The 25,370-nt window shown below is 43.5% G+C and carries 22 protein-coding genes; 19 read left to right on the forward strand and 3 right to left on the reverse strand.

Going from position 1 to position 25,370, the window contains the following annotated elements:
- The 5 genes from mtnA (at window position 1) to ACR42H_RS05125 (ending at window position 5,610) form a co-directional block, all read left to right on the forward strand.
- Complete coding sequence (gene mtnA / locus ACR42H_RS05105) at window positions 1-1,062, forward strand: S-methyl-5-thioribose-1-phosphate isomerase (RefSeq protein WP_436374941.1); 1,062 nt, start codon at window positions 1-3, stop codon at window positions 1,060-1,062.
- Between the two features lie 395 nt (window positions 1,063-1,457).
- Window positions 1,458-2,729, forward strand: coding sequence for a S8 family peptidase (locus ACR42H_RS05110; protein WP_243507406.1), 1,272 nt, complete (start codon window positions 1,458-1,460; stop codon window positions 2,727-2,729).
- 207 nt (window positions 2,730-2,936) lie between these two features.
- Complete coding sequence (locus ACR42H_RS05115) at window positions 2,937-3,725, forward strand: class II aldolase/adducin family protein (RefSeq protein ID WP_436374942.1); 789 nt, start codon at window positions 2,937-2,939, stop codon at window positions 3,723-3,725.
- Between the two features lie 101 nt (window positions 3,726-3,826).
- Window positions 3,827-5,161 carry a CoA-disulfide reductase gene (locus ACR42H_RS05120; RefSeq protein WP_436374943.1) on the forward strand — a complete coding sequence of 445 codons (1,335 nt, stop codon included), beginning with the start codon at window positions 3,827-3,829 and terminating at the stop codon, window positions 5,159-5,161.
- A 101-nt stretch (window positions 5,162-5,262) separates the two neighbouring features.
- Entirely contained in the window at window positions 5,263-5,610 is a 348-nt protein-coding gene (locus tag ACR42H_RS05125; RefSeq protein ID WP_243856188.1) for a VOC family protein, read from the forward strand.
- 37 nt (window positions 5,611-5,647) lie between these two features.
- Here the strand turns inward: ACR42H_RS05125 and ACR42H_RS05130 are convergent, their stop codons facing one another.
- Window positions 5,648-6,859, reverse strand: coding sequence for an MFS transporter (locus ACR42H_RS05130; protein ID WP_113883038.1), 1,212 nt, complete (start codon window positions 6,857-6,859; stop codon window positions 5,648-5,650).
- Between the two features lie 263 nt (window positions 6,860-7,122).
- Between ACR42H_RS05130 and ACR42H_RS05135 the strand changes: the two genes are divergently transcribed.
- The 4 genes from ACR42H_RS05135 (at window position 7,123) to tatC (ending at window position 11,506) form a co-directional block, all read left to right on the forward strand.
- Entirely contained in the window at window positions 7,123-8,580 is a 1,458-nt protein-coding gene (locus ACR42H_RS05135) for an alanine/glycine:cation symporter family protein (protein WP_113883039.1), read from the forward strand.
- 309 nt (window positions 8,581-8,889) lie between these two features.
- On the forward strand, window positions 8,890-10,530 hold the full coding sequence (locus ACR42H_RS05140) for a PhoX family protein (protein WP_436374944.1): 1,641 nt from the start codon (window positions 8,890-8,892) through the stop codon (window positions 10,528-10,530).
- Between the two features lie 9 nt (window positions 10,531-10,539).
- Window positions 10,540-10,725, forward strand: coding sequence for a twin-arginine translocase TatA/TatE family subunit (locus tag ACR42H_RS05145; protein ID WP_113883041.1), 186 nt, complete (start codon window positions 10,540-10,542; stop codon window positions 10,723-10,725).
- A gap of 55 nt (window positions 10,726-10,780) precedes the next feature.
- On the forward strand, window positions 10,781-11,506 hold the full coding sequence (tatC, locus tag ACR42H_RS05150) for a twin-arginine translocase subunit TatC (RefSeq protein WP_436374945.1): 726 nt from the start codon (window positions 10,781-10,783) through the stop codon (window positions 11,504-11,506).
- A gap of 66 nt (window positions 11,507-11,572) precedes the next feature.
- On the opposite strand, the gene ACR42H_RS05155 is transcribed toward tatC, so the two are convergent.
- On the reverse strand, window positions 11,573-12,829 hold the full coding sequence (locus ACR42H_RS05155; protein WP_113883043.1) for a S8 family peptidase: 1,257 nt from the start codon (window positions 12,827-12,829) through the stop codon (window positions 11,573-11,575).
- A 223-nt stretch (window positions 12,830-13,052) separates the two neighbouring features.
- Between ACR42H_RS05155 and ACR42H_RS05160 the strand changes: the two genes are divergently transcribed.
- The 6 genes from ACR42H_RS05160 (at window position 13,053) to ACR42H_RS05185 (ending at window position 19,028) form a co-directional block, all read left to right on the forward strand.
- Window positions 13,053-14,186, forward strand: coding sequence for a zinc-dependent alcohol dehydrogenase (locus tag ACR42H_RS05160; protein ID WP_113883044.1), 1,134 nt, complete (start codon window positions 13,053-13,055; stop codon window positions 14,184-14,186).
- A gap of 138 nt (window positions 14,187-14,324) precedes the next feature.
- A complete protein-coding gene (locus ACR42H_RS05165) occupies window positions 14,325-15,563 on the forward strand; it encodes an ATP-binding protein (RefSeq protein WP_436374946.1) in 1,239 nt (412 codons plus the stop codon).
- A gap of 118 nt (window positions 15,564-15,681) precedes the next feature.
- Window positions 15,682-15,873, forward strand: coding sequence for a 5'-nucleotidase C-terminal domain-containing protein (locus ACR42H_RS05170; protein ID WP_436374947.1), 192 nt, complete (start codon window positions 15,682-15,684; stop codon window positions 15,871-15,873).
- 230 nt (window positions 15,874-16,103) lie between these two features.
- Entirely contained in the window at window positions 16,104-17,228 is a 1,125-nt protein-coding gene (locus tag ACR42H_RS05175) for a DEAD/DEAH box helicase (RefSeq protein ID WP_436374948.1), read from the forward strand.
- 127 nt (window positions 17,229-17,355) lie between these two features.
- Window positions 17,356-18,831 carry an amidase family protein gene (locus tag ACR42H_RS05180; protein WP_436374949.1) on the forward strand — a complete coding sequence of 492 codons (1,476 nt, stop codon included), beginning with the start codon at window positions 17,356-17,358 and terminating at the stop codon, window positions 18,829-18,831.
- A gap of 62 nt (window positions 18,832-18,893) precedes the next feature.
- The gene (locus ACR42H_RS05185) at window positions 18,894-19,028 is read left to right on the forward strand and encodes a hypothetical protein (RefSeq protein WP_258549819.1); all 135 of its coding nucleotides are present in this window, start codon (window positions 18,894-18,896) and stop codon (window positions 19,026-19,028) included.
- A gap of 361 nt (window positions 19,029-19,389) precedes the next feature.
- On the opposite strand, the gene ACR42H_RS05190 is transcribed toward ACR42H_RS05185, so the two are convergent.
- Window positions 19,390-20,916, reverse strand: a complete 1,527-nt coding sequence (locus tag ACR42H_RS05190; protein ID WP_436374950.1) for an FAD-dependent oxidoreductase — start codon at window positions 20,914-20,916, stop codon at window positions 19,390-19,392.
- Window positions 20,917-21,128: 212 nt separating this feature from the next.
- On the opposite strand from ACR42H_RS05190, the gene ACR42H_RS05195 reads away from it, so the two are divergent.
- From ACR42H_RS05195 to ACR42H_RS05210, 4 genes are read left to right on the forward strand one after another with little or no spacing between them, the layout of a single operon-like run.
- Window positions 21,129-21,362: a hypothetical protein gene (locus tag ACR42H_RS05195; RefSeq protein WP_436374951.1), complete on the forward strand. Its 234-nt coding sequence runs from the start codon at window positions 21,129-21,131 to the stop codon at window positions 21,360-21,362.
- A 54-nt stretch (window positions 21,363-21,416) separates the two neighbouring features.
- The gene (locus ACR42H_RS05200) at window positions 21,417-22,538 is read left to right on the forward strand and encodes a GerAB/ArcD/ProY family transporter (RefSeq protein WP_113883052.1); all 1,122 of its coding nucleotides are present in this window, start codon (window positions 21,417-21,419) and stop codon (window positions 22,536-22,538) included.
- The gene (locus tag ACR42H_RS05205; RefSeq protein ID WP_113883053.1) at window positions 22,535-24,121 is read left to right on the forward strand and encodes a spore germination protein; all 1,587 of its coding nucleotides are present in this window, start codon (window positions 22,535-22,537) and stop codon (window positions 24,119-24,121) included. The genes ACR42H_RS05200 and ACR42H_RS05205 overlap by 4 nt, the downstream gene beginning before the upstream one ends.
- On the forward strand, window positions 24,118-25,311 hold the full coding sequence (locus tag ACR42H_RS05210; protein WP_436374952.1) for a Ger(x)C family spore germination protein: 1,194 nt from the start codon (window positions 24,118-24,120) through the stop codon (window positions 25,309-25,311). Before ACR42H_RS05205 ends, ACR42H_RS05210 begins: the two co-directional genes overlap by 4 nt.
- Window positions 25,312-25,370 lie beyond the last annotated feature (59 nt).

Genomic DNA, 25,370 nt, shown 5'->3' on the forward strand with positions numbered 1-25,370 from the left:
ATGGGAAAACCAGTGGATGTCATCCAGTCGGTCAGATTGGACGATGAAAACGACACGCTCATTCTATTAGATCAAACAGTTCTGCCGAATGAAAAGAACTATTTGCATTTGAAAGAATTAAAGGATATATGGGATGCAATCTATCATTTGAAGGTCCGAGGTGCACCTGCTATTGGAATAGCCGCGGCTTACGGTGTCTATTTGGGCACAAAGCAATCAGCGGCAGTAAGCTATGAAGAACTTTATCTGGATTTTCAAAAGGCGAAGGAATATCTGGCATCATCACGGCCAACTGCAGTCAATCTGTTTTGGGCGCTCGACCGCATGGAAGCCCGTTTCCAGAAGGAAGAAGGCAAAGCTGCAGCTGAAATAAAGCAGGCACTGAAAGTGGAAGCAGAAAAAATACGCGCTGAGGATGAAAAGGTGTGCGAGTCGATTGGACAGCACGCGCTTTCCGTTCTTGAGCCTGGATGGGGCATTCTGACGCATTGTAATGCCGGTACAATTGCGACCGCTAAATATGGGACAGCTCTTGCTCCGATTTATTTAGGGCAGGAAAAGGGATATGATTTTAAAGTATACGCCGATGAAACCCGCCCGCTTCTGCAGGGGGCCCGCCTGACTGCATGGGAGCTCGGGGAAGCAGGTGTCGATGTTACGCTGATCTGCGATAATATGGCCAGCATTGTCATGAAAGAAGGCAAGGTTCAAGCGGTACTTGTCGGCTGTGACCGTGTCGCAGCCAATGGGGATGCAGCCAATAAGATTGGAACATCGGGCGTTGCGATTCTCGCAAAACATTATAATATACCTTTCTATGTTTGTGCCCCGCTGTCAACAATCGATCTCGCATGCAAAACAGGGGACGATATCCATATTGAATTAAGAGATTCAGAAGAGATTACTTCTAAATGGTATGAAAAGCCGATGGCGCCGGAGGGCGTGAAAACCTATAATCCCGCATTCGATGTAACAGATCATGAACTGATCAAAGGCATAATAACGGAGAACGGCATAGCTTATGCACCGTTCACTGAAAGTCTGTCTAAAATGTTTAAATAGGAAGAATACCGCCTCCTGGCCAAGTGGTCAGGAGGCATTTTCATGAATACACTTCTATTCTTCATATCTTTAAAGCGTTTAACTAGGAAAATATCCCTGAATTCGATGAAATTGGAGTGTAATTTAACTCTTTGCATCAATCAAAGGTACTATTTTATTTGGGGGAATTCTTTTATTTATAGAAAATTCACGAAGAAAACAACGTGTGAATAGTAGAAACTATTTGTAAACCCTCCAAAATGCCTGATACTTTTTGAGAAACTATGTTTCTGTGCCTGATTCCAAAGTCTGATAATTAAATAATTTAGCATATTGTTAGAGTCTGAATATTTTAAATATACTTTAATTACAACAAGAAACGACAGGAAAAATAAAGAATCGAGAGGAGAAAAAGGATGAAGAAAAAAAGGGCATTAGGAGCAGCACTTCTAAGTATGACTATGGGTTTATCAGTTTTCACAGCGGGGGCATTTGCAAAGGAGCCCGAGACTCAAAACGAAACCTACCGGGTATTGATCCAGGGACCGTCAAACGCTAAAGCTTCTGTAAATTCACAGGTAGACAAGCGCTGGGATTTTGGCAGCGATGGCATGACTGCAGAAGTCAATGCAAAGCAATATCAGGCACTGCTGAAAAATAAGAACTTAAAGATTGAAAAGGTAAGCGAAGTTACTCTTGATACTGCCAGAACGGAAGCGTCCAAGAAGGATTCTGTTTCTATTCAGGCAGCAGGATACCCTAGTGATCAGACACCATGGGGAATTGCTTCCATCTATAATAACAGCAGCATTACGAGTACATCAGGCGGAAGCGGCATTAAGGTTGCTGTTCTTGATACAGGCGTTTATACAAGTCATATCGACCTCGAAGGCTCTGCAGAGCAATGTAAGGATTTCACTCAATCCAGCCCGATTGTAAATGGCTCATGTACTGATCGTCAGGGACATGGTACACATGTAGCTGGGACAGTTTTAGCACATGGGGGATACGACGGCCAGGGAATTTATGGAGTCGCGCCTCAGGCGAAATTATGGGCGTACAAAGTTCTTGGCGATAATGGTTCAGGCTACTCAGATGATATAGCAGCAGCAATCCGCCACGTTGCGGACGAAGCATCCCGAACAGGATCAAAAGTGGTCATCAATATGTCACTTGGTTCAAGCGGAAAAGATTCATTAATCAGCAGTGCGGTTGATTATGCCTACAGCAAAGGTGTCCTTGTTGTTGCTGCAGCAGGAAACTCCGGCTACAGCGCTAATACAATCGGCTATCCTGGAGCATTAAAGAATGCGATTGCGGTTGCAGCCCTTGAAAACGTTCAGCAAAACGGTACATACCGTGTAGCCAACTTCTCGTCCCGAGGAAACCCTAACACTGACGGTGATTATGTCATTCAGGAAAAAGACGTGGAAGTGTCTGCACCGGGAGCAAGCATTGAGTCTACTTGGTATAACGGAGGCTATAACACGATCAGCGGAACATCTATGGCTACACCTCACGTAGCTGGTCTTGCAGCAAAAATTTGGTCATCCAGCCCATCCATGAGCCATACTCAGCTTCGCACCGAGCTTCAAAACCGTGCCAAGCAATATGACATTAAAGGCGGATACGGAGCAGCAGCTGGTGATGACTATGCATCAGGCTTTGGATATCCACGCGTGAAATAAGCAAGCAGCATCATACCCCGAAAAACCGTCCGATCCTCTGATCGGGCGGTTTTCTTTTAAGTAGAATGAATTAGCGCAAATTACAAAATATTTCCGCGGAAATGATCATATTTTAGCGAAAGATGAAAACTTATAAAAATTGCTGATGCAAATCACTTTTGAATATACAATAAGGAGTGGATATGAATAGGAAGGGAGCTGACAGCCATGGCTGTTCAATATACATATATAAGCGATCGGGAAGCAAAGGAACTGATCTGCGAAATCGGCAAAAGAGTGTACAATAAAAGCTTCGTTGCAGCAAATGACGGAAATATCTCCATTAAGGTGGGCGACCATGAACTATGGACAACACCAACCGGAGTAAGCAAAGGATTTATGAACCCTGAAATGATGGTCAAAATGGACCTTTCAGGCAATGTGCTTGAGGGCAATCTGAAACCTTCATCCGAAGTAAAGATGCACCTCAGAGTGTATCAGGAAAACTCTGAAGCAAAGGCAGTTGTCCATGCTCATCCGCCTGTCGCCACTTCGTTTGCCATAGCCGGAATCAGCCTGGAAAAACCTGTATCACCGGAAGCGATAGTCCTGCTTGGCAAAGTGCCGGTTGCCCAGTATGCCACACCGGGCACACAGGAAGTTCCTGATTCAATTGCCCCATACTGCAGGGATTACAATGCTGTTCTTCTTGCCAACCATGGCGCCCTAACCTGGGGCAGGGACATCACAGAGGCCTATTTTCGAATGGAATCCCTGGAACACTATGCACTCATGCTGATGTATTCCGATCACATCATGCACAAGTCAAACGAACTAAGTACAGGACAAATTGCAGAGCTGATCTCAATACGTGAGAAAATGGGCATTAAAACAGGCGGAATACCGGTTCCTGGCATTGATAAAAAAATCCGGACAGCCCCCGGCCTGCAGGAAGAAATGATCGAAAGCATTGTTCAAAAAGTAACAGAAGAAGTCTTGAAAAACGTTTTAAAATAGCCAAAAGGGAATAGCTGCAAGGGTAAAGCAATATTGTATAATTTCAACCTTTTAACGAAACCTATCTTGAATAACTTATTGAAACGTGAGGAGAGATTCCGATGAAACTGCTGGTCATTGGCGGGGTGGCTGCGAGTATGTCTGCCGCATCGAAATTAAGGAGAATGGACGAAAAAGCTGAAATTTCCGTCTACGAAAAAGGCCAATTTTTATCTTACGGTGCCTGCGGTCTTCCTTATTATATATCAGGAGAAAATGATGATTACCGGAAAATGATCGCAAGAACACAGGAGCAATTTTCTGAGAGGAACATCAAAACACATCTTCAGCATGAAGTATTAAAAGTGGATACACACAAGAAGGAGGTAACTGTTAAAGACCTTGCCTCAGGAGAAATGTTTACGGATACATACGATAAGCTGATGATCGGTACAGGCACGTTTCCCATCATGCCTCCATTTCCTGGAGCCGATCTTGAGAATGTTCAGGTGCTTAAAACAATGGAAGATGGGATGGTATTAAAAGAAATTTCCCGCAAATCAGAAGTGAAAGATGTGGTCATTGTCGGCGGAGGCTATATTGGAATCGAAGTGGTCGAAGCAATGAAAACCCTTGGCAAAAATGTTCGTGTCATTGAAATGGGGGAGAGAATCCTAGCTCCTTTCGATAAGGAAATAACAGATATCGCTGAAAAAGAAATTCGTGATCATGGTGTAGAACTTAACCTGGGAGAAAAGGTAGAGAGCTTCAGCGGCAATGGAAAAGTGGAGAGTGTCAAAACCGATAAAGGAACTTATAAAGCAGATTTAGTTCTTGTTGCTGTAGGTGTAAAACCCGCTACAAAGTTTCTGGAAGGTTCGGGTATAGAGCTGGCGGAAAATGGAGCTATCATCATTGACCGTGAAATGCGGACAAATATTGAAGGTGTTTTTGCAGCGGGGGACTGCTCTCAGGTTTATCACAAAGTGCTTGAAGAAAATGATTATATCCCGTTAGGAACAAACGCGAATAAATGCGGCCGCCTGGCTGGGGCCAATATAGCCGGGAGCCATGAAAAATATGTGGGAACTCTGGGAAGCGCCGCGATTAAAATTTTTAATATGGAGCTCGGAAGAACGGGACTTTCCGAGGAGGATGCAAAAAAGCTTGGCGTCAGCTATACAACTGAATTTGTGAAAGCCACAGATCATCCGGGCTATTACCCGAATCAGACCCCTATCTGGATCAAGCTGATCTGTGAAAAAGGAACAAACCGAATCCTCGGAGCCCACGCCATCGGCAATAAAGGGGTGGTCCTGCGAATCGATGTATTTGCCGTTGCCATCCATAATCATATGGCAGCAGAAGAACTTGGCATGGTGGATCTTTGTTATGCCCCGCCTTTTGCGGGTGTCTGGGATGCTGTCCATATCGCAAGCAACGCAGCGAAAAAATAGATTAAAGTCAGCGGAAACGCTGGCTTTTTATTTTTTTTAGGAGGTTTTTGTAAGAAGTTGCTGAATATTGTCCATTTAAAATCCCTTTTATGGAGGTTGAAATGTTTACAAGAATCGATACAGTCTTTCTGCAGGTAACTGATTTTGGAAAAGCCATTGATTGGTACAGCACAGTGCTTGGTTTCCCGGTAAGATGGAGGGATGACCGGGGAGGGTATGCAGCTTTGGAAGTCGGGGAAACACCTTTAACCCTTGTTCGTTCTGAAAAAGTAATTCCTTCCTCCCATTTGCCATTTAACTTTTATGTTTCCGAAATTGATGAAGCACATCAGCATCTGGCAGGGCATAAGGTGAAAGCAGGTCCAATCCAGGATGATGGAACGGTAAAGTGGTTTGAGTTTGAAGATCCTGACGGCAATAAGCTGGGCGTATGCCATTTTAAAGAATAAGGAAAAAAGCTGCCACACTTTAGGGCAGCTTTTAAAGTTATGAATAAGAATCCTTCGCAAGCTTGGGATGGCGGTTCATCGCTCCGAGCAGAATCAGCCCGCTCAGGATGAGGAGTAAGCTTGTGACTACGAACACTGCGGAAAAACCCAGATAGCCGGAGATCAAACCGCCGATGACCGGTCCGATGATGTTGCCGAAAAAGCGGAGGCTAGTGTTGTAGCCAAGCACCTCACCTTGCATGGCAACCGGGGCTTCCTGGCGGATATAAGCGATCCGGACAGGGATGATGCCGCCGATAGTTATTCCAAGCGCAAAGCGAACAAGAACAAGCTGCCACATATTTGAGACAAATCCTCCCGGCAGATAAAACACGCCTGCAAGGAAGAGGAGAATAACCAATGTTTTTATATATCCATGCTGGTCCCCGATTTTCCCCCATTGCCTGGCCATCAGCAGATTGCCAAGCCCTGCAGCCGAAAAGGCAATTCCCGCAAAGAACGCCAGATTTTCCGGTCCATGCAATTCACTGACATATAAAGATAATATAGGCTGGATGCTGAAGTGTGCGATTTGAACAAGCGTTGAAATCAGCATAACTGTCAGCAGGACGGGATTGCCGGTAATATGCTGGATGACTGCCTTGCTTGAATAACGTGTTTTCTCGCCTTTTTTTGTTTGAACTTTGTGTTCTTTTGTAAAAAAGACCAGAAAGGCAGAAATAAAGATGGCGATGGAGGTCCATTTAAAGGTATCTGAAAATCCGAATAAATCAGCTAGGACTCCGCCGAGAAGCGGGCCCATCAATGAACCTGTAATGCTTCCGGTCTGCAGTGTCCCCATCACCCTGCCGGCAATTTCCTTCGGAGTCTGCGTGGAAATAAACGCCTGGGACATTCCGATGAAGCCGGTAAAAACCCCCGTAAACAGCCTGAGAAAAAACAGCTGCCAGACGTTTGTCACATACCCCATCAGGAATATGGATATGCCCATCCCGATTCCGGACAGTATCAATATTTTCCTGCGCCCAAAAAGGTCCCCGATTCTTCCCCATACAGGTGAAAAAAGAAATGCAGTCACAAATGTGATCGCAAATGTCCACCCTGACCAATGCTGTACATAGGTTGGTGAGTGGTCGCCAAAACTTTCTATATATAACGAAATAAAGGGAAGCACCATCGTCATGCTGCCTGCTACAAAGAAATTGGCAAACCACATGATCATTAAATTTCTTTTCGTCTGTTTTATCATAGAAACACTTCTTTCCGGCAAACATTTCGTTTCCCTAAATATATAATACTAAAAATTTCAAAAAAGAGGAAGAGTTATGCTATCACTCTAGTTTTTATATAGCCTGTTAACGATGATAAAAACAGCTTTTTTATAGGACAATCGTTTTTTCTATGACATTTTTACCAGAGTCCGTGAAAAAAACATTGTCTTATAACAGTATTTATTCTATAATTCCTAATAGGAAAAAGATTCAGAATATATATTAAAAAGGGGGAAGTTGTTTGGAAGCTTTTGTTAATCAGCTAAACGGCATTTTATGGAGTACACCTGTTATTTACACCTGTTTGGCAATAGGTTTATTCTTCTCTGTCTTAACTCGATTTTTACAGATCCGCCATGTCAAGGATATGGTACTGCTCATGTTTAAAGGGAAAAGTTCCGCAGCGGGCGTTTCATCTTTCCAGGCCTTATCTATTGCTCTTTCCGGCCGTGTAGGAACTGGTAACATCGCAGGTACTGCCACTGCCATCGCAATGGGTGGACCTGGTGCTGTATTCTGGATGTGGACCATCGCTTTTATCGGAGCAGGCAGTGCATTTGTTGAATCAACGCTGGCACAGATTTACAAAGTGAAAAAAGACGGGCTATACCGAGGCGGTCCGGCCTATTATATTGAAAAGGGAATCGGAATTAAATGGTTTGCCGTCCTTTTCGCTATATCTGCATTGCTGGCAATGGCACTTTTAATGCCTGGCATCCAGTCAAACTCGATCGCTCTTGGAATGGAAAATGCGTTTGGCATTGATAAAACAGTAACAGGCCTTGTCATTATCGCTTTACTTGCGCTGATTATTTTCGGCGGTGTTAAGCGTATTGCTAATGTGGCTCAATATGCTGTACCATTTATGGCTGTGGGTTATATTTTAGTAGCTTTAATTATTATTGGCATGAACATTGGCGAACTGCCTGGTGTTATTTCGTTAATTTTCAGCAGTGCCTTTGGTGCAGATTCCATGTTTGGCGGAATTATAGGAAGCGCGATCGCGTGGGGAGTTAAGCGCGGTATCTATTCAAACGAAGCAGGTCAGGGTACAGGCCCGCATGCTGCTGCAGCTGCTGAGGTTTCCCATCCGGCAAAGCAAGGTCTTGTGCAGGCATTCTCTGTATACATTGATACACTATTCGTATGTTCCGCAACTGCTTTCATGATTCTATTTACAGGCATGTTCAATACAGTTGGCGCTGATGGAAAGACTCCAATTGTAGAAAATCTTCCTGGAGTGGAAGCCGGCCCTGGTTTCACACAGGCTGCAGTTGAATCTGCACTTCCTGGTTTTGGTGCCGGATTTGTTGCTGTTTCTCTGTTCTTCTTCGCATTTACAACAATTATGGCTTACTATTATATAGCTGAAACAAATGTAGCTTACTTAATTAATGGCAAGAACAGTAAGCTGGCTATTTTTATACTGAAAGTTGTCTTGCTTGCTGCAACATTCTATGGTGCTGTTAAAACAGCAGGCCTTGCGTGGGCACTTGGAGACGTTGGGTTGGGGCTGATGGTTTGGCTGAACTTAATTGCCATCGTGATATTGAGAAAACCGGCCCTGATTGCCCTCAAAGATTACGAAGCCCAGAAGAAACAAGGGCTTGATCCAGTATTCAATTCCAAGAAGCTTGGCATTAAAAATGCGGAGTATTGGGAAGAAGAATACAAGCCGCAGGAAGAAAAAGTATCTTAATAGAAGATAAGAGATGTCCGGCTGAAGCCGGGCATTTTTTTTGTAGAGATATGATAGGTATTATTTTTTGAGGCAGATAACTGTTTCGCCCAGCGCCACCCCCCTCAGGGTCACAAGCATGTCTAGTTGCGGTTCTTGGGGGTGGGCGAGGTGCTTCAGCTTTTCTTGATTTTACAATCTTTAAACTTCTTTTACAATTTTCAGGTTATTTCTTAGCATTCTCTTAATATTCATCTTTTAGTATTGTACTTGGGCTTGATACATAAATACGATGCAAACATTATTAAATAATATGAAGAGGTGCTTAGGATGACTGAATTGAATCGCCGCAAGTTTTTAACATATGTAGGTACAGGTGTGGGAGCTTTGACAGTAGCTTCGACAGGTTTGGGGGCAATGGTTCCAAAAGCGGAAGCTAAGGGTGTTGAGGCAGCCTCCCATTTATTCGGATTCCAGAAGAAAATCTCTGGTTTAAATTTTAAGCCGATTGGCCCGACAGATAAAGACGACCTTGTTTTGCCGCGTGGATACAAATACGATGTTGTGGTAGCCTATGGAGATGTCATTAACAAAAAAGGCGATACATTCGGGTTTAACAATGACTTTACATTATATTTTCCAATTGATAAGGACAAGCGTGGCCTCTTATGGGTGAATCATGAATATTCAAGCGATCTTTTTGTTCATGGTGCAAGGCCGGCAAATGGCAAGTATACGGCAGCGCAAATTCAGAAAATGCTATATAACCAGGGAGGTTCGATTATCGAGGTATACCGTGATAAAGAAGGTACCTGGAAAATGGACACGGATTCCAAATATGCGCGCCGTATTACAGGCTTGACTCCGTTCCAGCTTACAGGTCCTGCTAAAGGTTCAAAAGCAGTGGGCGGTGCAACGAATGTACAGGGGACTTTTGCCAATTGTTCTGGGGGCATGACATTGTGGGGTACGGTTTTATCAGCTGAGGAGAATTTCGAATCAACCTCAAAGGATGCAGGATTAAATGAAACACATTATGGCTGGATTGTGGAAATTGATCCGTTTGATCCAAATTTCAAGCCACGCAAGCACACCGCCCTTGGTCGCTTCAACCATGAAAATGCAGCAGTCGGACTGACCAATGACAATCGGGCTGTGGTTTATATGGGTGATGATAAGAAAGATGCATGCGTGTATAAGTTCATCAGCAAAAATAAATATGTAAAATCCCGCGGAAAAGCCAACGCAGACCTTCTTGAAGAAGGGACACTTTATGTGGCCAATATGGGCAGCGGAAAATGGGTGCCATTAACTATCGAAAATGTGCAGAAAGCTGTCAAGGGGAATGCAGATCTTTTAAAGAAATTCCAAACACAGGCCGATGTGACTGTTCACTGTCATGAAGCAGCTCTTCTTGTTGGCGGAACACCTACTGACCGACCAGAAGATGTGGAAATAAGCCCGTTCGATAAAACGGTATTCATTGCCCACACCAACAATGATAAACATGGCAACTTCCACGGCCATATTACTAGATTCATCGAAGAGGGAGATGACTTGGGTGCACTGACTTTTGATTTTGAAATCTTCGCAGCCGGCGGAAAACAGAGCGGCTTCAGCGCACCTGATAATCTAACTTTCGATAGCCTTGGCAATCTATGGACGGTAACAGATATGTCATCTAGCAAGCTGAATACAGGAATCTACACGCATTTTGCCAATAATGGCATGTTCGTCATCCCGACTATCGGAAAAAATACCGGCGAAGCCTTTCAGTTTGCTTCAGCTCCCGTAGAAGCAGAACTAACTGGACCATCCTTTACACCAAATGAAACAACCCTGTTCCTGTCCATTCAGCATCCGGGAGAAGAGACGGAAGACCTGAACAAATTGACAAGCAAATGGCCGCACCGCAAGGGAGATACGATGCCGCGCCCGGGAGTTGTGGCAATTACAGGCTTCAAATACTAGGAGGTTATTATGCTATCAAATATCGGGATACCAGGATTAATTATTGTTCTAGTGCTGGCGCTGATCATTTTCGGCCCAGCCAAGCTTCCTGAAATCGGCAGGGCATTCGGCACAACCCTGAAAGAATTCAAGAAATCCACACGCGAACTTGTTTCAGACGAACAGCCGGAAGAAAAGAAAAAAGAATTGCTATAAGAATGAATAGGGAAGGGAGAGATATCTTCCTTCCTTTTATAGTGAGGTGATTAATATGAATAATGAGGCAGTAAATGTCCTCCAGCATTTTGAAGAGCTTCGGAAGAGGCTGATGCTTATAGCGGCTGTCTTTATAGCGTTCTTGGCAATATCCTTTATTTTTGTCAGCGATATTTACCAGTGGCTGGTTAGGGATCTGGACTTTAAATTGGCTGTTCTCGGTCCTTCTGAGATTCTATGGGTCTATTTTATGCTTGCGTCTGTTGTCGCCATTGCAGCCGCCATCCCGGTGGCTGCCCATCAAATCTGGCTGTTCGTCCGCCCGGCGCTTACCGGAATGGAGAAAAAGGTGGCTTTATCCTATATTCCCGCGTTATTTTTCCTGTTTATTACCGGTATAGCATTCGGATATTTCATTCTTTTGCCGCTGGTTCTGAATTTTTTAATGGCCTTATCCGGAGATATGTTCACCGCTTTTTTTACAACGGAAAAATACTTTCAATTCGTGCTGCATTTAACACTGCCATTCGGCTTTCTGTTCGAGCTTCCGGTTGTGATTATGTTCTTGACCAGCCTTGGCATCCTCAATCCCTATTCGCTGCAGAGGATAAGGAAGTATGCCTATTTCGTGCTGATTGTGGTTGCGATTTTAGTTACACCGCCTGATTTTATTTCAGATATATTGGTCACATTGCCTCTCCTGCTGCTGTACGAGGCGAGTGTGAGCCTGTCCAAAATCATTTATACCCGAAAGCAGAAAAAGCAGGCTGTTTTGCAGTAACTTTAAATTAAAATCAAAACAGAAAAAAGCTTGGACTGTAAATGTCCAAGCTTTTCTATTATTCTCTTACTTTACACGCGGGAAGCCAAAGCCTGATGCATAATCGTCACCCGCTGCAGCTCCTGTTCCGCCAAGAATATCATTTTGCTTGGCCCGATTCTGAAGCTCGGTGCGAAGCTGGGTGTGGCTCATGGATGGATTCTGAGCCCAGATCTTAGCAGCTAATCCGGATACATGAGGAGTAGCCATGGATGTGCCGCTGATTGTGCTGTAGCTGCCATCATACCATGTGGATTCAATTGCTCTGCCTGGTGCAGACAGCTCGACATCACGCTCCTGGATCAGGTAGTCGCCATCAGTAGCAGGGTTGCCCCTTGATGAAAAATCTGCAACACGGTATGAACCATTTTGCTGAACATTTTCCAGAGCAGCCACTGCAACAGCATTCACCAATGCGCCAGGATAGCCAATCGTGTTATCGCCAGGACCATCATTTCCGGCAGCAGCCACTACCAGGACACCTTTGCTGTAGGCGTAATCAACTGCGTCTGCAATCAATGTGCTCTTAGAGCTTGAGCCTAATGACATGGAAATGACCACTTTAGATCCTGTGCGGACCGCTTCATCGGCCGCATGCTTTATAGCACCGGCTATGTCATCAGAATACCCTGATCCTCTGTCATTTAACACCTTATATGCCCAGAGATCTGCTTCTGGAGCTACCCCATAAACACCTTGTCCGTTAGCACCGCCATGAGCCAGTACAGTACCTGCAACATGTGTGCCGTGTCCGTTCTTATCCCCGCAGCTTCCGTCAATTAAAGGGGTCTTTCTTTGAGTAAAGTCCTTACACTGTTCAGCTTGTCCGGCAAGATCAGCATGTGCTGTATTTACCCCTGTGTCCAGCACGGCAACCTTTACCCCGTTTCCGCCTGAAGTGCTTTGGATGGAGCTATCATTATAAATGGCCTCAATTCCCCAAGGTGTACCGTCTGCCGGAGCTGATGCAGCCCCCGATCCAGGTTTTGCAGCGGTCACAGGTGAGTTCTTCACTTCTTCAACTTTATCAATCTTTAAGTTTTTATTTTTTAAAAGTGCCTGATACTGTTTAGCATTAACCGTAGTAGTAAAACCATTCTGGCCAAAATCCCATCGTACTCCATAGTTCGATTTTGCCTTTGCCTTTTCTGCGCTTGGGCCCTGAATGACGACCCGATAGGTTTCATTGCTCTCAACCTGCTGACCGAACGCTCCTGACGCAAATACAGATAGTCCCATGGCTGCACTTAGTATTGCTGACCCAATGACTCTTTTTTTCTTCATCCAAAATCTCCTCTCAGAATATGTATGGTTACAGCTAAAAAGCTGTGACTCTATTATATTTACAAAATTCAGAATAATCAAACTGGTCTTTTGTACTATTTTACTAAATTAATAGAATTTTAACTTTTAAGGAAAATATTTCAATTCATAAATTGGATATAAATGGAGTTACTTGAGCCCCGAGGAGGGTATAGCCTAGTAAGTGAATAAAGGAGTGTGAAATATGAGAGCAGTAACCTACCAGGGAGCGAAAGATATTCAGGTAAAAAATGTGGAGGATCCCAGAATTGAAAAGCGGGATGATGTCATTGTCCGGATCACGTCAACCGCCATTTGCGGATCGGACCTTCATTTATATCAGGGTAATATGCCATTGCGTCCCGGTTATGTTATCGGGCATGAACCCATGGGAATCGTTGAGGAAACAGGTCCAGATGTTACACGGGTAAAAAAAGGCGACAGGGTCGTCATCCCATTTAATGTATCGTGCGGGCATTGCTTCTATTGCCAGCATAATATGGAAAGCCAATGTGATAATTCGAATCCGCATAATGATTCAGGCGGCTACTTTGGCTATACCGAGAAATACGGAAACCATCCGGGCGGTCAGGCAGAGTTTCTAAAGGTGCCGTTTGGTAATTTCATGCCATTTGTTATACCGGAAACGTGCGAACTGGAGGATGAATCACTGCTTTTCTTATCGGATGTTCTGCCGACAGCCTATTGGAGCGTGGAACATTCAGGCGTTAAAGCGGGAGATACGGTCGTCGTCCTCGGCTGCGGTCCCATCGGTTTAATGACCCAGAAATTTGCTTGGATGAAAGGAGCTAAACGGGTAATTGCAGTAGATCATCTTGATTACCGCCTCAATCACGCCAAGCTTACCAATGATGTGGAAGTCTATGACTTTACGAAATATGATGACATGGGAGATTATCTAAAAGAAATCACCCAGGGCGGAGCTGATGTCGTCATTGATTGCGTCGGCATGGACGGGAAGAAATCCGCTGTTGAAAAAATCGAGCAGAAGCTTAAGCTCCAGGGCGGAACGCTGGGCCCGATTCAAATCGCGACGAAAGCTGTCCGCAAATTCGGAACTGTCCAGCTGACGGGTGTGTATGGGCTGACATATAATATGTTCCCGCTGGAGGAATTTTTCTCGAGAAACATCACCATTAAAATGGGCCAGGCCCCTGTGGTGCACTACATGCCTGAGCTATTTGAAAAAATAACGAATAAGGAATTCGATCCGAAGTCTATCATCACTCATCAGATACCGCTAGAAGAAGCTGATCGGGCGTATAAGATTTTTAATGACCATGAAGATGATTGCATTAAAGTCATCTTAAAGCCTTAACAAACAAAAACCGGCCAGGATATACCATGGCCGGTTTTTTGAAGTTTAAGAATATAACATAATATACATGTTTCGACATAAACGTATATAATAGTGCTAAAGACACATTATTAATAGAGTTAACCAAGGAGCATTGAAATGAAAGGCTTTAACCAACAGACTTTGATAAAAGAAGAAACAAAAGCAGTTAAGCTTTTTATATGGCTATTCTATATTATATTAACACTTTATGATTTGTTTTATTATTATCTGCTTCCCCTCAATACTGGCGTCAGTATCGGGCTGCCAAAGGGCGGGCTTGGATGGGTTTATTATCTGGCTATTATCGCGCTCTTGCCCTTAGCGCTGTATTTAATCAGGACAAAACGCCCTTTTCAGATAAAATACTTATTTTTTGCAGGTTTTTTCCTAATAGATTTTAGTAACAGCATGCTTATCTATTTCGGTGAGTCGAAGGAATTTCAGAGCGGGAGCGCAGTAGAACTTTTATTTATTATATTTGCGCCTATATTTGTGAATAAGCGTTATTTTTGGATAGTAACCGGCGGAATGATTGCAAAGTATCTTCTGGCTGGGTTACTGTTGAGCAGCCAAAATGTAATGGTGCCAATCGTGCTTATGGCCATTTTTTCAAGTGTTTCATATGTTTTGCTTAACCGCTTCTATTCCTATATTCACTCGCTGACACATGTTTTCCAGGAGCTCCGTCAGACTGAAAAGCTGGCTGCTGTCGGACAGATTGCTTCGGCAGTCGGCCATGAAGTAAGAAATCCTTTAGCAGCATTAAGAGGATTTACTCAGCTGCAGATGGAAAAACATCCTGAAGACCAGGACCGCTATAAGATCATGATTGAGGAAATCGACCGCATTAATCTAATTGCCGATGACCTTATGATACTAAGCAAGCCAAGGCTGCCGATGTTTAAAAAAGTAGAACTGAATGCAGTGATTAACTATGTTATCTCGATCATACATGAACAGGCAGCCAATCAGAACATCCGTCTTGAAACAGAAAATCTGGAAGCTGTTCCTAAAATTCAGTGTGACGAAAATATGCTGAAGCAGGCTTTTATTAATTTGGTCAAGAATGCGATGGAATCTATGACAGAAGGCGGAACGATCCTGATTTCGGCCAAAGTGGCGGAGGGTGGACAGGTTTTAATCAGCATTAAGGATGAAGGCTGCGGGATCGATGCTGAAAATATGGAACGGGTCGTGGATCCATTTTATACAACTAAACCGGATGGAACCGGTTTAGGGCTGATGGTAACCAAACAGATTGTGGATGAACACAAGGCGGGAATCACGTTTGAAAGTGAAAAGGGAAAAGGGACAATTGTGAACCTTACTATTCCTATAGAGCAGCCAACCCAATAAAAGAATTCAGGGGAGGTAATGTACAGGGCAGGCCTGGAAAATAGTAACTGACATTATAATAATATATTCGAAATCGTGCAGCATCCTTTGAGGATGCTGTATTTAGATAAGGAACTTTGTGAACAGTAATGGGGTTCAAAAAGAAAAGATCATGCATTTTAAGGTGACGTATGATTCTTGGAGAGCTGCAGGAGATCGGGTCGTTTCTTTAGTAAAGATCGATGGAACGCCAATCGCTGCAGAACAAGAATATTCTGTGATGGTAAACAACTATATGCTGATGGCGGGGACGGCAATAGTGCCCTATTAAAAGGCAAGAACCGCACCGTGAATATCGTCGATCTTGATGCTTTAATCAACTACAACAAAGGACAGAAAGAAGTAAACCCAGCGAGTTGAACGAAGAATTTACAAAATTGAATAAATACATGTCAGAGTACCAGCTGAATATGCTGGTACTCTTTTCTTTCATAATCGGCTATACTATAGGCTAGAAAACATTTGCGGAGAATAGTTAATTTACATAAAAAGGAGTTACCCATGACACAATCTATCATTCAAAATATGAAGCCATTTATCCAGGAGGCATGGAAAAAATCTGCATTTGCACAGCCAACGACCGTTCAGGCAGAGGCGGTTCCGCTGGCTTTGGAAGGCAGGGATATTATTGCGGAGTCCCCGACTGGAACAGGCAAAACACTTGCTTACCTGCTGCCGGTCCTTGAAAATATTGACCCGGATAAACAGGCGGTTCAGGCCGTCATTTTAGCTTCTTCACAGGAGCTTGTGATGCAGATATTAAGCGAGATCCAAAAATGGGCAGAAGGCAGCGGGATTAAAGCCGCTTCTTTTATTGGCGGAGCCAATGTGAAAAGGCAGCTTGAGAAATTGAAAAAGCATCCGCATATCGCTTTGGGTACGCCAGGACGGGTGCTGGAGCTGATTAAACAGAAAAAGCTGAAAATGCATGAAGTAAAAACGGTTGTTCTCGATGAAGGAGATCAGCTTCTCGTTCCAGAACACGCTCAGACTGTCCAAAATATTGTTAAATCTACGCTTAAAGAACGCCAGGTCCTGCTATTCTCAGCCACACTGCCTCCGGTTGTTGAACAGCTTGCGAAAGAACTGACAGCTGATGCTGAAGTGATTCGTGTTGAGAAGGATGAAACCATTCAGGCTGCAGGTGTGGACCATATTTATTTTGTAGCAGAAGCACGGGACAAAATTAAAATGCTTGAAAAAATCTCAAGACTCGACGACATTAAAGCACTGGTATTCGTTAAGGATATTGGCAACCTGACTGTCATGGCCGAAAAGCTTGATTTTAAAAGCATCTCTTCAAGCACGCTGCACAGCGATCTGAGCAAATTCGACAGACAGAAAGCAATCAAGAACTTCCGCACCGGCAAAACCAATATGCTGATTGCTACAGATGTTGCGGCAAGAGGGCTGGACATCAAAGGAGTAACCCATGTTGTGCATTTTGACTTCCCGAAAGATATGAATCAGTATGTCCATCGTTCAGGAAGAACAGGAAGATTCGGCGCAAGCGGAACCGTTATCTCTCTGGTTACTGAAAGGGAAGAGCGCGAACTTAAGAAAATGGCAAAAGAACTAGGTCTCACTGCAGAAAAGAAAGTAATGCGCGGCGGCCAAATCGTATAAAGATCAAACAGCCAGGCACCTATATCAGTTGGTGCCTGGCATTTTTTTATAAAAAGGAATTTATCCTTTTCTAAGCGAATTAGTAAGTGGAACTTTATTTAACTAAAGAATAAGGGGAATTTAAATAATGGAGAATCCAAGGCTAAAGAGATTTCATGATGACTATCTGCTTGAGGCGACGATAGATGAATTGCAGGAAAAAATGCAGAATGGGGAAATTACCTCCAATCAACTTGTATTAATGTACATGAACCGGATTGGACAGCTGGATAAAAACATTCATTCTGTTTTAGAACTCAATCCGGATGCACTGCATATTGCAGCGGCTCTGGATGCGGAAAGAGAAGAGCAGGGGCCGCGCAGCACTCTTCACGGCATTCCGATATTGTTAAAGGATAATATCGATACAGGGGACAATATGCAGACAACTGCAGGTTCTCTCGCCTTGAAGAATCATTGTGCACAAATGGATTCGTATGTGGCCTCTCAATTAAGGCAAGCGGGAGCCGTCATTTTAGGAAAAACCAATATGACAGAATGGGCCAATTTTATGACGGAAGGGATGCCAAGCGGATACAGCTCAAGAGGCGGACAGACGCTGAATCCATATGGGCCGGGAAAATTTGATGTGGGAGGCTCCAGCGCAGGATCTGGTGCAGCCATCGCCGCTAATTTTGCGGCCGCTGCCATTGGAACGGAGACATCAGGTTCCATTTTAAGTCCAGCCAGCCAGAATTCTCTCGTTGGAATTAAGCCGACAGTCGGACTTGTCAGCCGAACCGGCATTATTCCAATTGCCCATAGCCAGGATACTGCTGGTCCTATGGCGAGGACGGTTAAGGATGCCGCCTTATTATTGAACGTGCTTGCAGTACCTGACGAAAATGATCCGATTACCATGACAAATAAAGATCTGCAGGGCAAGGATTTTACCGTTTTCCTTGATGAAGCCGGCTTGCAGGGTGCTCGAATCGGCATTGCCAGGGAGACTTATTTTGACTACCTAAGTTCTGAAAAGCTCTCAGTTATGAATAAGGCAGTAAGTCATATAAAAGAGCTGGGGGCAGAGGTGGTGGACGATGTCGTGATTCCATCTACAAAAGAGAAGTGGAGCCGAGATGTCATGACATATGAATTTAAAGCGGATTTGAATGCTTACCTGAGAACGGTCGCACCGCATCTTAATATTCGCACCCTGTCCGATGTTATTAATTTTAATGAAAATAATAGCGTAAAGTGCTTAAAATACGGCCAATCCCTCCTGATTGAAGCGGAGGAATCAAGCGGAAATTTGACGGAAATGGCCTATATAGCTGCACTTGAGAAGGATATTTATTTTTCAGGAGAGAAGGGCATTGATTACGTGATGAAAGAGCATCGTCTCGATGCCATCGTGTTCCCGAATAATTATGGAGCAGGCATTCCTGCAAAAGCGGGATATCCATCTATCACAGTACCGGCCGGCTATACCCCTGAAGGAGAGCCTGTGGGCATTACATTTACAGGGCTTGCCTATAGTGAGCCTCTCCTTATTAAGCTTGCTTATGCATTTGAGCAGGCCACCAAGCATAGAAAGGCTCCAGAACTTGGAGTGCGGGCATAGAATAACGGCCGGTTAATTGACTCATACTACTTCTGAAAAACAAAAAAGGAGCAGATGAGAATATGGGCAGAACTAAACTCGGCAACGGCAATGCACAGCGCAATAACAATAAACACAGACCGCAGCGCACAAGTGAAGAGCTTGTTGAATTCACAACCGGAAGCAAAGAAAAGAAAGAAAACAACGTGCAGGACTGATGAAAAAATTCCCCTTTTTAAAAGGGGGATTTTTTGTTGCCGCCAGACACCAAGAAAAAAGGCTGTCTGAAAATAAAAGTGAGTGATACGGCAATAAAAAGGTCTATCCGAAAAAAAATGAGCTTTCTGCAAGTAAAATCCAGCTAGCCGAAAGTAAAAGCAGTGCATAATCTCTCAGACGGCCAGATTTATTAAGTAAAAGTGCTTCCGCACATTAAAACTGGGATATCCGCACAGAAAAATTCTTATGTGTACATAAATCGGAACTATTTCCATACCAAGCAAGTGAATCCTCGCGAAAATGCGGATTAATCCATAGAAAAAGACAGTTTTCTCAGGAGAACTGTCTTTTTTCTTCAAGTTATTCTTCAACCTTTTTCAGAGGCTTGGCAGCCGGACCTTCAACGACTGTTCCGTCATAGGAGAAGCGGGAGCCGTGGCATGGGCAGTCCCAGGTGCGGTCACCGTGGTTCCATTCGCATTCACATCCCATGTGGGTGCAGGTTGTATCTACAAGATGGAGGCTGCCGTCAGGATCCCTGTAAGCACCTGTCCGCTTGCCATTGATCATCACGACTCCGCCTTCATCATGAGACAAATCTGCTGTTTCTTTAGGCACAAATTCAAGCTTCCCTTTAATCAGCTGTCCAGCTACATCGGTATTGGCAGCAATTAATTTTTTGATGCTTGGGTCAGCTTGAAATCTGGATGGCGTAAACAGGTCGGCATAAGGGTTGTCCCTTTTCATAATCTGATCTTTTATTAGCATGGCGGCTGCTGTCCCGTTTGTCATTCCCCATTTCCGGTAGCCGGTTGCGACAAAGATATTCTTCTGTTTGGACGTAATTGGGCCGATATACGGGACTTTATCGAGCGTATATAAATCCTGGGCAGACCAGCGATAAGGATAATCGGTTATGCCGAGCACCTCTTCCGCAAAGACTTCAAGGGCTTCGTAATGCTTCATCGTATCTGGTCCATGGCCGGTCTTGTGGCTGTCGCCGCTCACTAAAATAAGTTTGTCTCCGTTATAGGGAGTGTACCTCAGTGAGCGGGTTGGTGAATCGGCACTATAATACATGCCTCCAGGAAAATCCTCTTTGGTTTTTACGCCAAGTACATAAGATCTTTCCGGAGATAATCTGGCAAAATAAAAACCTTTCATATCCGCAAAAGGGAAGTGGGAAGCAGAAATAACATATTTGCATTTCAGGCGATGGCCTTCTCTGGTCACAACATCAGGGAGGCTGCCTTCTTCAATGTCTGCAGCTGTTGTATTTTCATAAACAATACCGCCCAAATCCACAAAGTCTTTAAGAAGCTTTTTCAGGTATTTCAGCGGATGAAACTGGGCTTGATCAAGCATGGAGAGCACCGCTGTTGTGTTGATGTTAAAAGGAATGCTCTCTTTCATTCCGCTTGGAATTCCGAGTTTTTCGTATGCTTGCCGCTCTTTTTCAACTTTTCGTGCATACTCTTCTGAAACAGCATATATGATTGCTTCTTCGTTGCTGAAATCACAATCAATTTGTTTTTCTGATACAATGTTCCGGACAAATTCTATAGCATCTCTTGAAGCCTGATAATAAAGTTTGGTTTTTTCCTCGCCGAAATGACTGATCAATTCATCATAAATTAATCCATGCTGTGCTGTTAATTTTGCTGTAGTATGGCCGGTTGTACCGTTTAAGATATTGCCGGCTTCAAGAATGGCCACTTTATAGCCTTCTTTGGCAAGAAGGTAACCCGCTGTAATGCCTGTGATGCCGCCGCCTACAATTGCAACTTCCGTTTGAGCATCTTCTCTGAGCTTATCGAAGGCCGGAAGTTCCTCCTCCCTCCAATAAGGCTCTGGATATTGGGGCGTTTTGTGATTGGATGTCGTCATACCCTGTCCTCCTGTAACATTATATTCATTCATAATTTTTCCTGCAAACCCTATTCCTATACAAATTCTCCTTCTCTAACCATACCCATTAAATTGTTAATTAATCAGGAGGAATGACAAATCAGGCTCTCCACTGTTTTTTTCATCATTTCTGGATAAAATGTGCAGCCCGAGAAAAGATATACAGTATCGAATGTTAATGGGGTACAGTCATGATTACATTTAGCTATCTGAGCATTTTTCTGCTATTAACTATATTAGCTGCACTTTTTGATATGAAAATATTTGATTATACGTTCTGGGAATCTTTGAGGAATTTACTGTATACAGAGATTGCCACTGGAAGAATGATCGTTATTGTTTCTGTACTTATTGGACTGCTTTCAAGTGCAGTCATTGATTTTCGTCTCTTTAAAGCGAAAAAAAAAACAGGTTCATCCAGTTAAAGGAACCGCTTGGACATGCTAACTGAACGTACATTTAAAAGGGATTGGTGTGGAATGTTAAAAGAGAATATCTCTCTCAGCCAGCTGCTGACATTGTTGATCAATTTCCTTTTAGGAAGCGCCATCGTTGTCGGAGTAGGCGGGGATGCCAAGAAAGATGCCTGGATTGCAATAGCAGCCGCCATAATGATAGGGTTTGGAATCATGCTATTCTATTACTTCCTAATTAGCCGTGTGCCGGGACAAAATTTTTTCGAGATTATGGAGTTTGGCTTTAAAAGGCCGATAGCTATCATTTTTTCTATAACTTACGTGGTTTATTTCTTATACCTTGCCTGCAGGGTGGTCCGCGATTTTGGTGAATTAATTGCTTCGGCCATTCTGCCATCGACACCGATTGAAATTATCTCGCTGACTATCTGTCTGCTGATGGCCTATATTTTATATCTCGGTCTTGAAGTCCTTGGCAGAACTTCGGAAATTTTTACTCCTTATTTATTCGGATTTTTGTTTCTTCTAACCATCCTATTATTTGCAAGCGGCAATGCCAATTTATATGAGATTAAGCCAGTGCTCGGAGATGGGCTTAAGCCTGTTTTGAATGCGCTATTTCCAACATTGATCGTGTTCCCTTTTGGCGAGCTTATTGCATTTACACTCATTCTTCCAGTTGTAACCAACTTTAAATATTGCCTGCGTGTGTCCATGCTGGGAGTGGGAATTGCAGGTTCGCTTTTATTATTTGCGATGTTTCTGATGATTGTCACACTGGGGGCTGATGCTTTGCAGCGTTCCAATTTCCCCATGCTCAGCTCAGCTCGTGAGGTCTCCATCGGCAATTTCATTGAAAGAATTGATGCGCTCGTTGTTTTTATTATGATGCTGGGGATTTTGGTTAAGGGCTCTGTGTTCATGTTTGCAGGGTTGAAAGGCCTTGAGTACACCTTCCGTCTTCCTTATAGGTATTTTTCATTGCCGGTAGCCATGATTGTTTCATCATTTTCTATATTGATATCAGTGAATTTCGGTGATCATTGGCAGGAGGGGCTTGAGATAGTTCCATACTTTTTGCACTTGCCATTGCAGTTCGGACTGCCATCACTTCTGCTGATCACAGTTTTATGGAAGCGGCGAAAGAAAAAGGCTAAACCCGGCGTGAAGGGGATGAAGTTTTGAGTATTCTTAAATCACTATTAAAAATGCGCAAAAAAGAATATCCTGTTCAGCCTCAGGAAGCTGCTGAAACTGGCCCAGATCTTAAAAGCATGAGTCTGGAACAGCTGAAAAAAAGAATAAATGCAGAGTTCGGGAGCACGGTTGATTTAAGCATGGATGAGCTGAAAACAGAAGGGAAAGATGCTTTGCTTATCTATCTTAAAACTATGATTGATACAAAATTATTAAAGGAAACGATTCTTCAATCACTCAGCGTAAAGGAGGATGGCATTGAGTTAACAACGGAGGACGATCTGAAATCACTATGTAAGGAGAAATTTGGAGGGGCAGGCTACCAGCTGGTTGAATCGTTCGATGATATCATTACTGCTCTGCTTTATGGAAACATCATTATTATTTTTAAAGATATGGAAAAAGCGCTTTCCCTTTCCATGGATTCAGGTGAAGACCGGTCTATAACAGAGCCTAGCACCCAGACGGTCATTAGGGGGCCTAAGGATGGGTTTGTGGAATCGATCTCAACAAATGTAAGGCTGCTGAGGAAAAGAATTAAAAATAAACATCTTCGTTTTGAAAAATTCATCATTGGATCTGAGACTAATACTTCTGTATACATCGGGTATATGAAAGGCATATCAAATGAGAAGATCGTCCAGGAAGTCCGCAAAAGACTTGGCCAAATCAAAGTGAACGCCATCTTCGAATCTGGAAATATTGAAGAGCTGATTGCAGACAAATCCGCCACACCTTTTCCGCTTGCACTGAATACAGAAAGGCCTGACTCAGTAGCATCCAATTTGCTTGAAGGGAAAATCGCCATCCTTGTTGACGGGACTCCTTTTGTGCTGGTGGTTCCGGCTGTTCTGGTAGATTTCTTTTCCATTGCAGAAGATTATTATCAAAACTTCATGATGGGAAGCTTTTTAAGAATGATCAGGTATTTATCGTTTATGATTGCCTTGATTACGCCATCCTTATATGTCGGGATTTTAACCTTTCATCATGAGCTTCTGCCGACACCTCTGCTTCTCGGGATCATTGCACAGCGGGAAGGAGTGCCGTTTCCGGCAGTCATTGAAGTGTTATTGATGGAAGTTACCTTTGAGATCCTGCGTGAAGCCGGTGTTCGAATGCCTAGGGCTGTAGGGCAGACTGTTTCAATTGTAGGAGCTCTCGTCATCGGACAGGCTGCAGCTGAGGCAGGGATTATATCAAACATAATGGTCATCATTGTCGCCATTACAGCCATCGCCAATTTTGTATCACCCACTTATAGTTTTGCTGCAGCAGCAAGACTATTAAGATTCCTGCTGATCATTGTGTCAGCCTTTCTGGGCCTGTATGGAGTCCTGATTGTTCTTGTTTTTATTGTCGCCCATTTAAGCTCTCTCAGATCCTTTGGTGTTCCGTATCTTTCACCGGTTGCGCCATTTATCATTGAGCAGCAGAAAGATGTCTTTTTCCGATTCCCGATTTGGAGTATGAGGAAGAGGCCAGCTTATCTAAAGTCACAGAATCCTGAGAAATTTCCAAAGACCGGGTCGCCTTCTCCTCCTCCAATGGAAGGAGAGCAGTCCAATTGAGAAAACATGGTGTGATGTTCGCCGCCTTTTTGACGGCTATACTGCTCTCTGGGTGCTGGGATCAGAGAGAGCTGGGTGAAATAACCGTTGTGACAGGAATGGCTGTGGATAAGGGCGAGGATGATAAGTATACTCTGACTGTAGAAGGCATAAATGCAACAGAATTGAATAACCGCACCGCCAGCGGAAATGCGCCATCTATTGTTTATTCTGCTGAAGGAAACTCTCTGGCAGAACTGACTTATAGAGTGAATGAAGGGATTTCCAGGCATTTGATCTATTCCCACATGCGCACTTTGATTATTGGAGAGGAACTTGCTAAAGAAGGCATAATTGACTTTATTGATTTTCTGGAGAGAAACCGGGAAATCCGGGATGATTTTAATATTCTGATTGCAAGAGGGGGAAAGGGATCGGATGTATTAAAAGTGACGTATCAATTTCAGAAATCTACCTCTTTAAAATTGCACACTCAGCTGGACACCATGATGAAGGATTGGGGTGGAGACCCAGGAGTGAGGATGAATGATGTCATTACAGCCTGGACCGCCCCGGGACGACAGCCTGTAATGGCGGCTGTCAGTATTAAGGGAGACCCGGAAGCTGGCCCCAGTGCGGAAAATATGATGAAAGTCACCCCGGATGCTCTTGTCATCCTGGACTCACTGGCTATATTCAAAGGTGATAAGCTGGAAGGATTTTTGACATTGGAGGATTCAAGAAATTACTTATGGATCCAGAATAAAATCAATAAAACATCAATTACCGTAAAATGCAGTGAAAGCCAGTATATGGGGCTTAGAGTATATGATACAAGGACAAAGATTAAAGGGAAACTCGAAAATGGAAAAGCAAAGATTAATATAAAAATCAGAGCAGAGGCCTATATTGACGGGACTCATTGCAACGATCAGTTTGATAAAGCAAAGACATATAAAGAAAGTGGGGAAACTGCCCAAAAACAGATTAATGAAATGGTCACAAAAACGATTGAGAAGGTTCAGGAGGAATATGGCACCGATATTTTTGGTTTTGGTGAAGTTGTGATGAGGCAGGATTATCAGAATTTCAAAAAAGTCAAGAAAAACTGGGATGAAAAATTTGCTGAAGCTGATATAAATGTAGACACAACTTTAATTATCCGGCGAACAGGCATCAGGACTAAAAGCTTTCTGAATGAAGTAAAGTAGAGATCTTTTCCTTCATTGACGCATAAAAGTTGTATTGATATAATTTTTCTATAATTCAG

The organism is Cytobacillus sp. BC1816 (assembly GCF_051353635.1).
GTDB classification, from domain to species: domain Bacteria; phylum Bacillota; class Bacilli; order Bacillales; family Cytobacillaceae; genus Cytobacillus; species Cytobacillus oceanisediminis_C.

What these genes read in the sequence shown, in the direction of transcription:
- ACR42H_RS05125 (WP_243856188.1), top strand. Translation starts at nt 5,263, where the DNA reads ATGTTTACAAGAATCGATACAGTCTTTCTGCAGGTAACTGATTTTGGA.
- ACR42H_RS05165 (WP_436374946.1), top strand. Translation starts at nt 14,325, where the DNA reads ATGAAAGGCTTTAACCAACAGACTTTGATAAAAGAAGAAACAAAAGCA.
- ACR42H_RS05180 (WP_436374949.1), top strand. Translation starts at nt 17,356, where the DNA reads ATGGAGAATCCAAGGCTAAAGAGATTTCATGATGACTATCTGCTTGAG.
- ACR42H_RS05110 (WP_243507406.1), top strand. Translation starts at nt 1,458, where the DNA reads ATGAAGAAAAAAAGGGCATTAGGAGCAGCACTTCTAAGTATGACTATG.
- ACR42H_RS05140 (WP_436374944.1), top strand. Translation starts at nt 8,890, where the DNA reads ATGACTGAATTGAATCGCCGCAAGTTTTTAACATATGTAGGTACAGGT.
- ACR42H_RS05185 (WP_258549819.1), top strand. Translation starts at nt 18,894, where the DNA reads ATGGGCAGAACTAAACTCGGCAACGGCAATGCACAGCGCAATAACAAT.
- ACR42H_RS05195 (WP_436374951.1), top strand. Translation starts at nt 21,129, where the DNA reads ATGATTACATTTAGCTATCTGAGCATTTTTCTGCTATTAACTATATTA.
- mtnA (WP_436374941.1), top strand. Translation starts at nt 1, where the DNA reads ATGGGAAAACCAGTGGATGTCATCCAGTCGGTCAGATTGGACGATGAA.
- ACR42H_RS05145 (WP_113883041.1), top strand. Translation starts at nt 10,540, where the DNA reads ATGCTATCAAATATCGGGATACCAGGATTAATTATTGTTCTAGTGCTG.
- ACR42H_RS05115 (WP_436374942.1), top strand. Translation starts at nt 2,937, where the DNA reads ATGGCTGTTCAATATACATATATAAGCGATCGGGAAGCAAAGGAACTG.
- tatC (WP_436374945.1), top strand. Translation starts at nt 10,781, where the DNA reads ATGAATAATGAGGCAGTAAATGTCCTCCAGCATTTTGAAGAGCTTCGG.
- ACR42H_RS05120 (WP_436374943.1), top strand. Translation starts at nt 3,827, where the DNA reads ATGAAACTGCTGGTCATTGGCGGGGTGGCTGCGAGTATGTCTGCCGCA.
- ACR42H_RS05175 (WP_436374948.1), top strand. Translation starts at nt 16,104, where the DNA reads ATGACACAATCTATCATTCAAAATATGAAGCCATTTATCCAGGAGGCA.
- ACR42H_RS05155 (WP_113883043.1), bottom strand. Translation starts at nt 12,829, where the DNA reads ATGAAGAAAAAAAGAGTCATTGGGTCAGCAATACTAAGTGCAGCCATG.
- ACR42H_RS05130 (WP_113883038.1), bottom strand. Translation starts at nt 6,859, where the DNA reads ATGATAAAACAGACGAAAAGAAATTTAATGATCATGTGGTTTGCCAAT.
- ACR42H_RS05190 (WP_436374950.1), bottom strand. Translation starts at nt 20,916, where the DNA reads ATGACGACATCCAATCACAAAACGCCCCAATATCCAGAGCCTTATTGG.
- ACR42H_RS05200 (WP_113883052.1), top strand. Translation starts at nt 21,417, where the DNA reads ATGTTAAAAGAGAATATCTCTCTCAGCCAGCTGCTGACATTGTTGATC.
- ACR42H_RS05160 (WP_113883044.1), top strand. Translation starts at nt 13,053, where the DNA reads ATGAGAGCAGTAACCTACCAGGGAGCGAAAGATATTCAGGTAAAAAAT.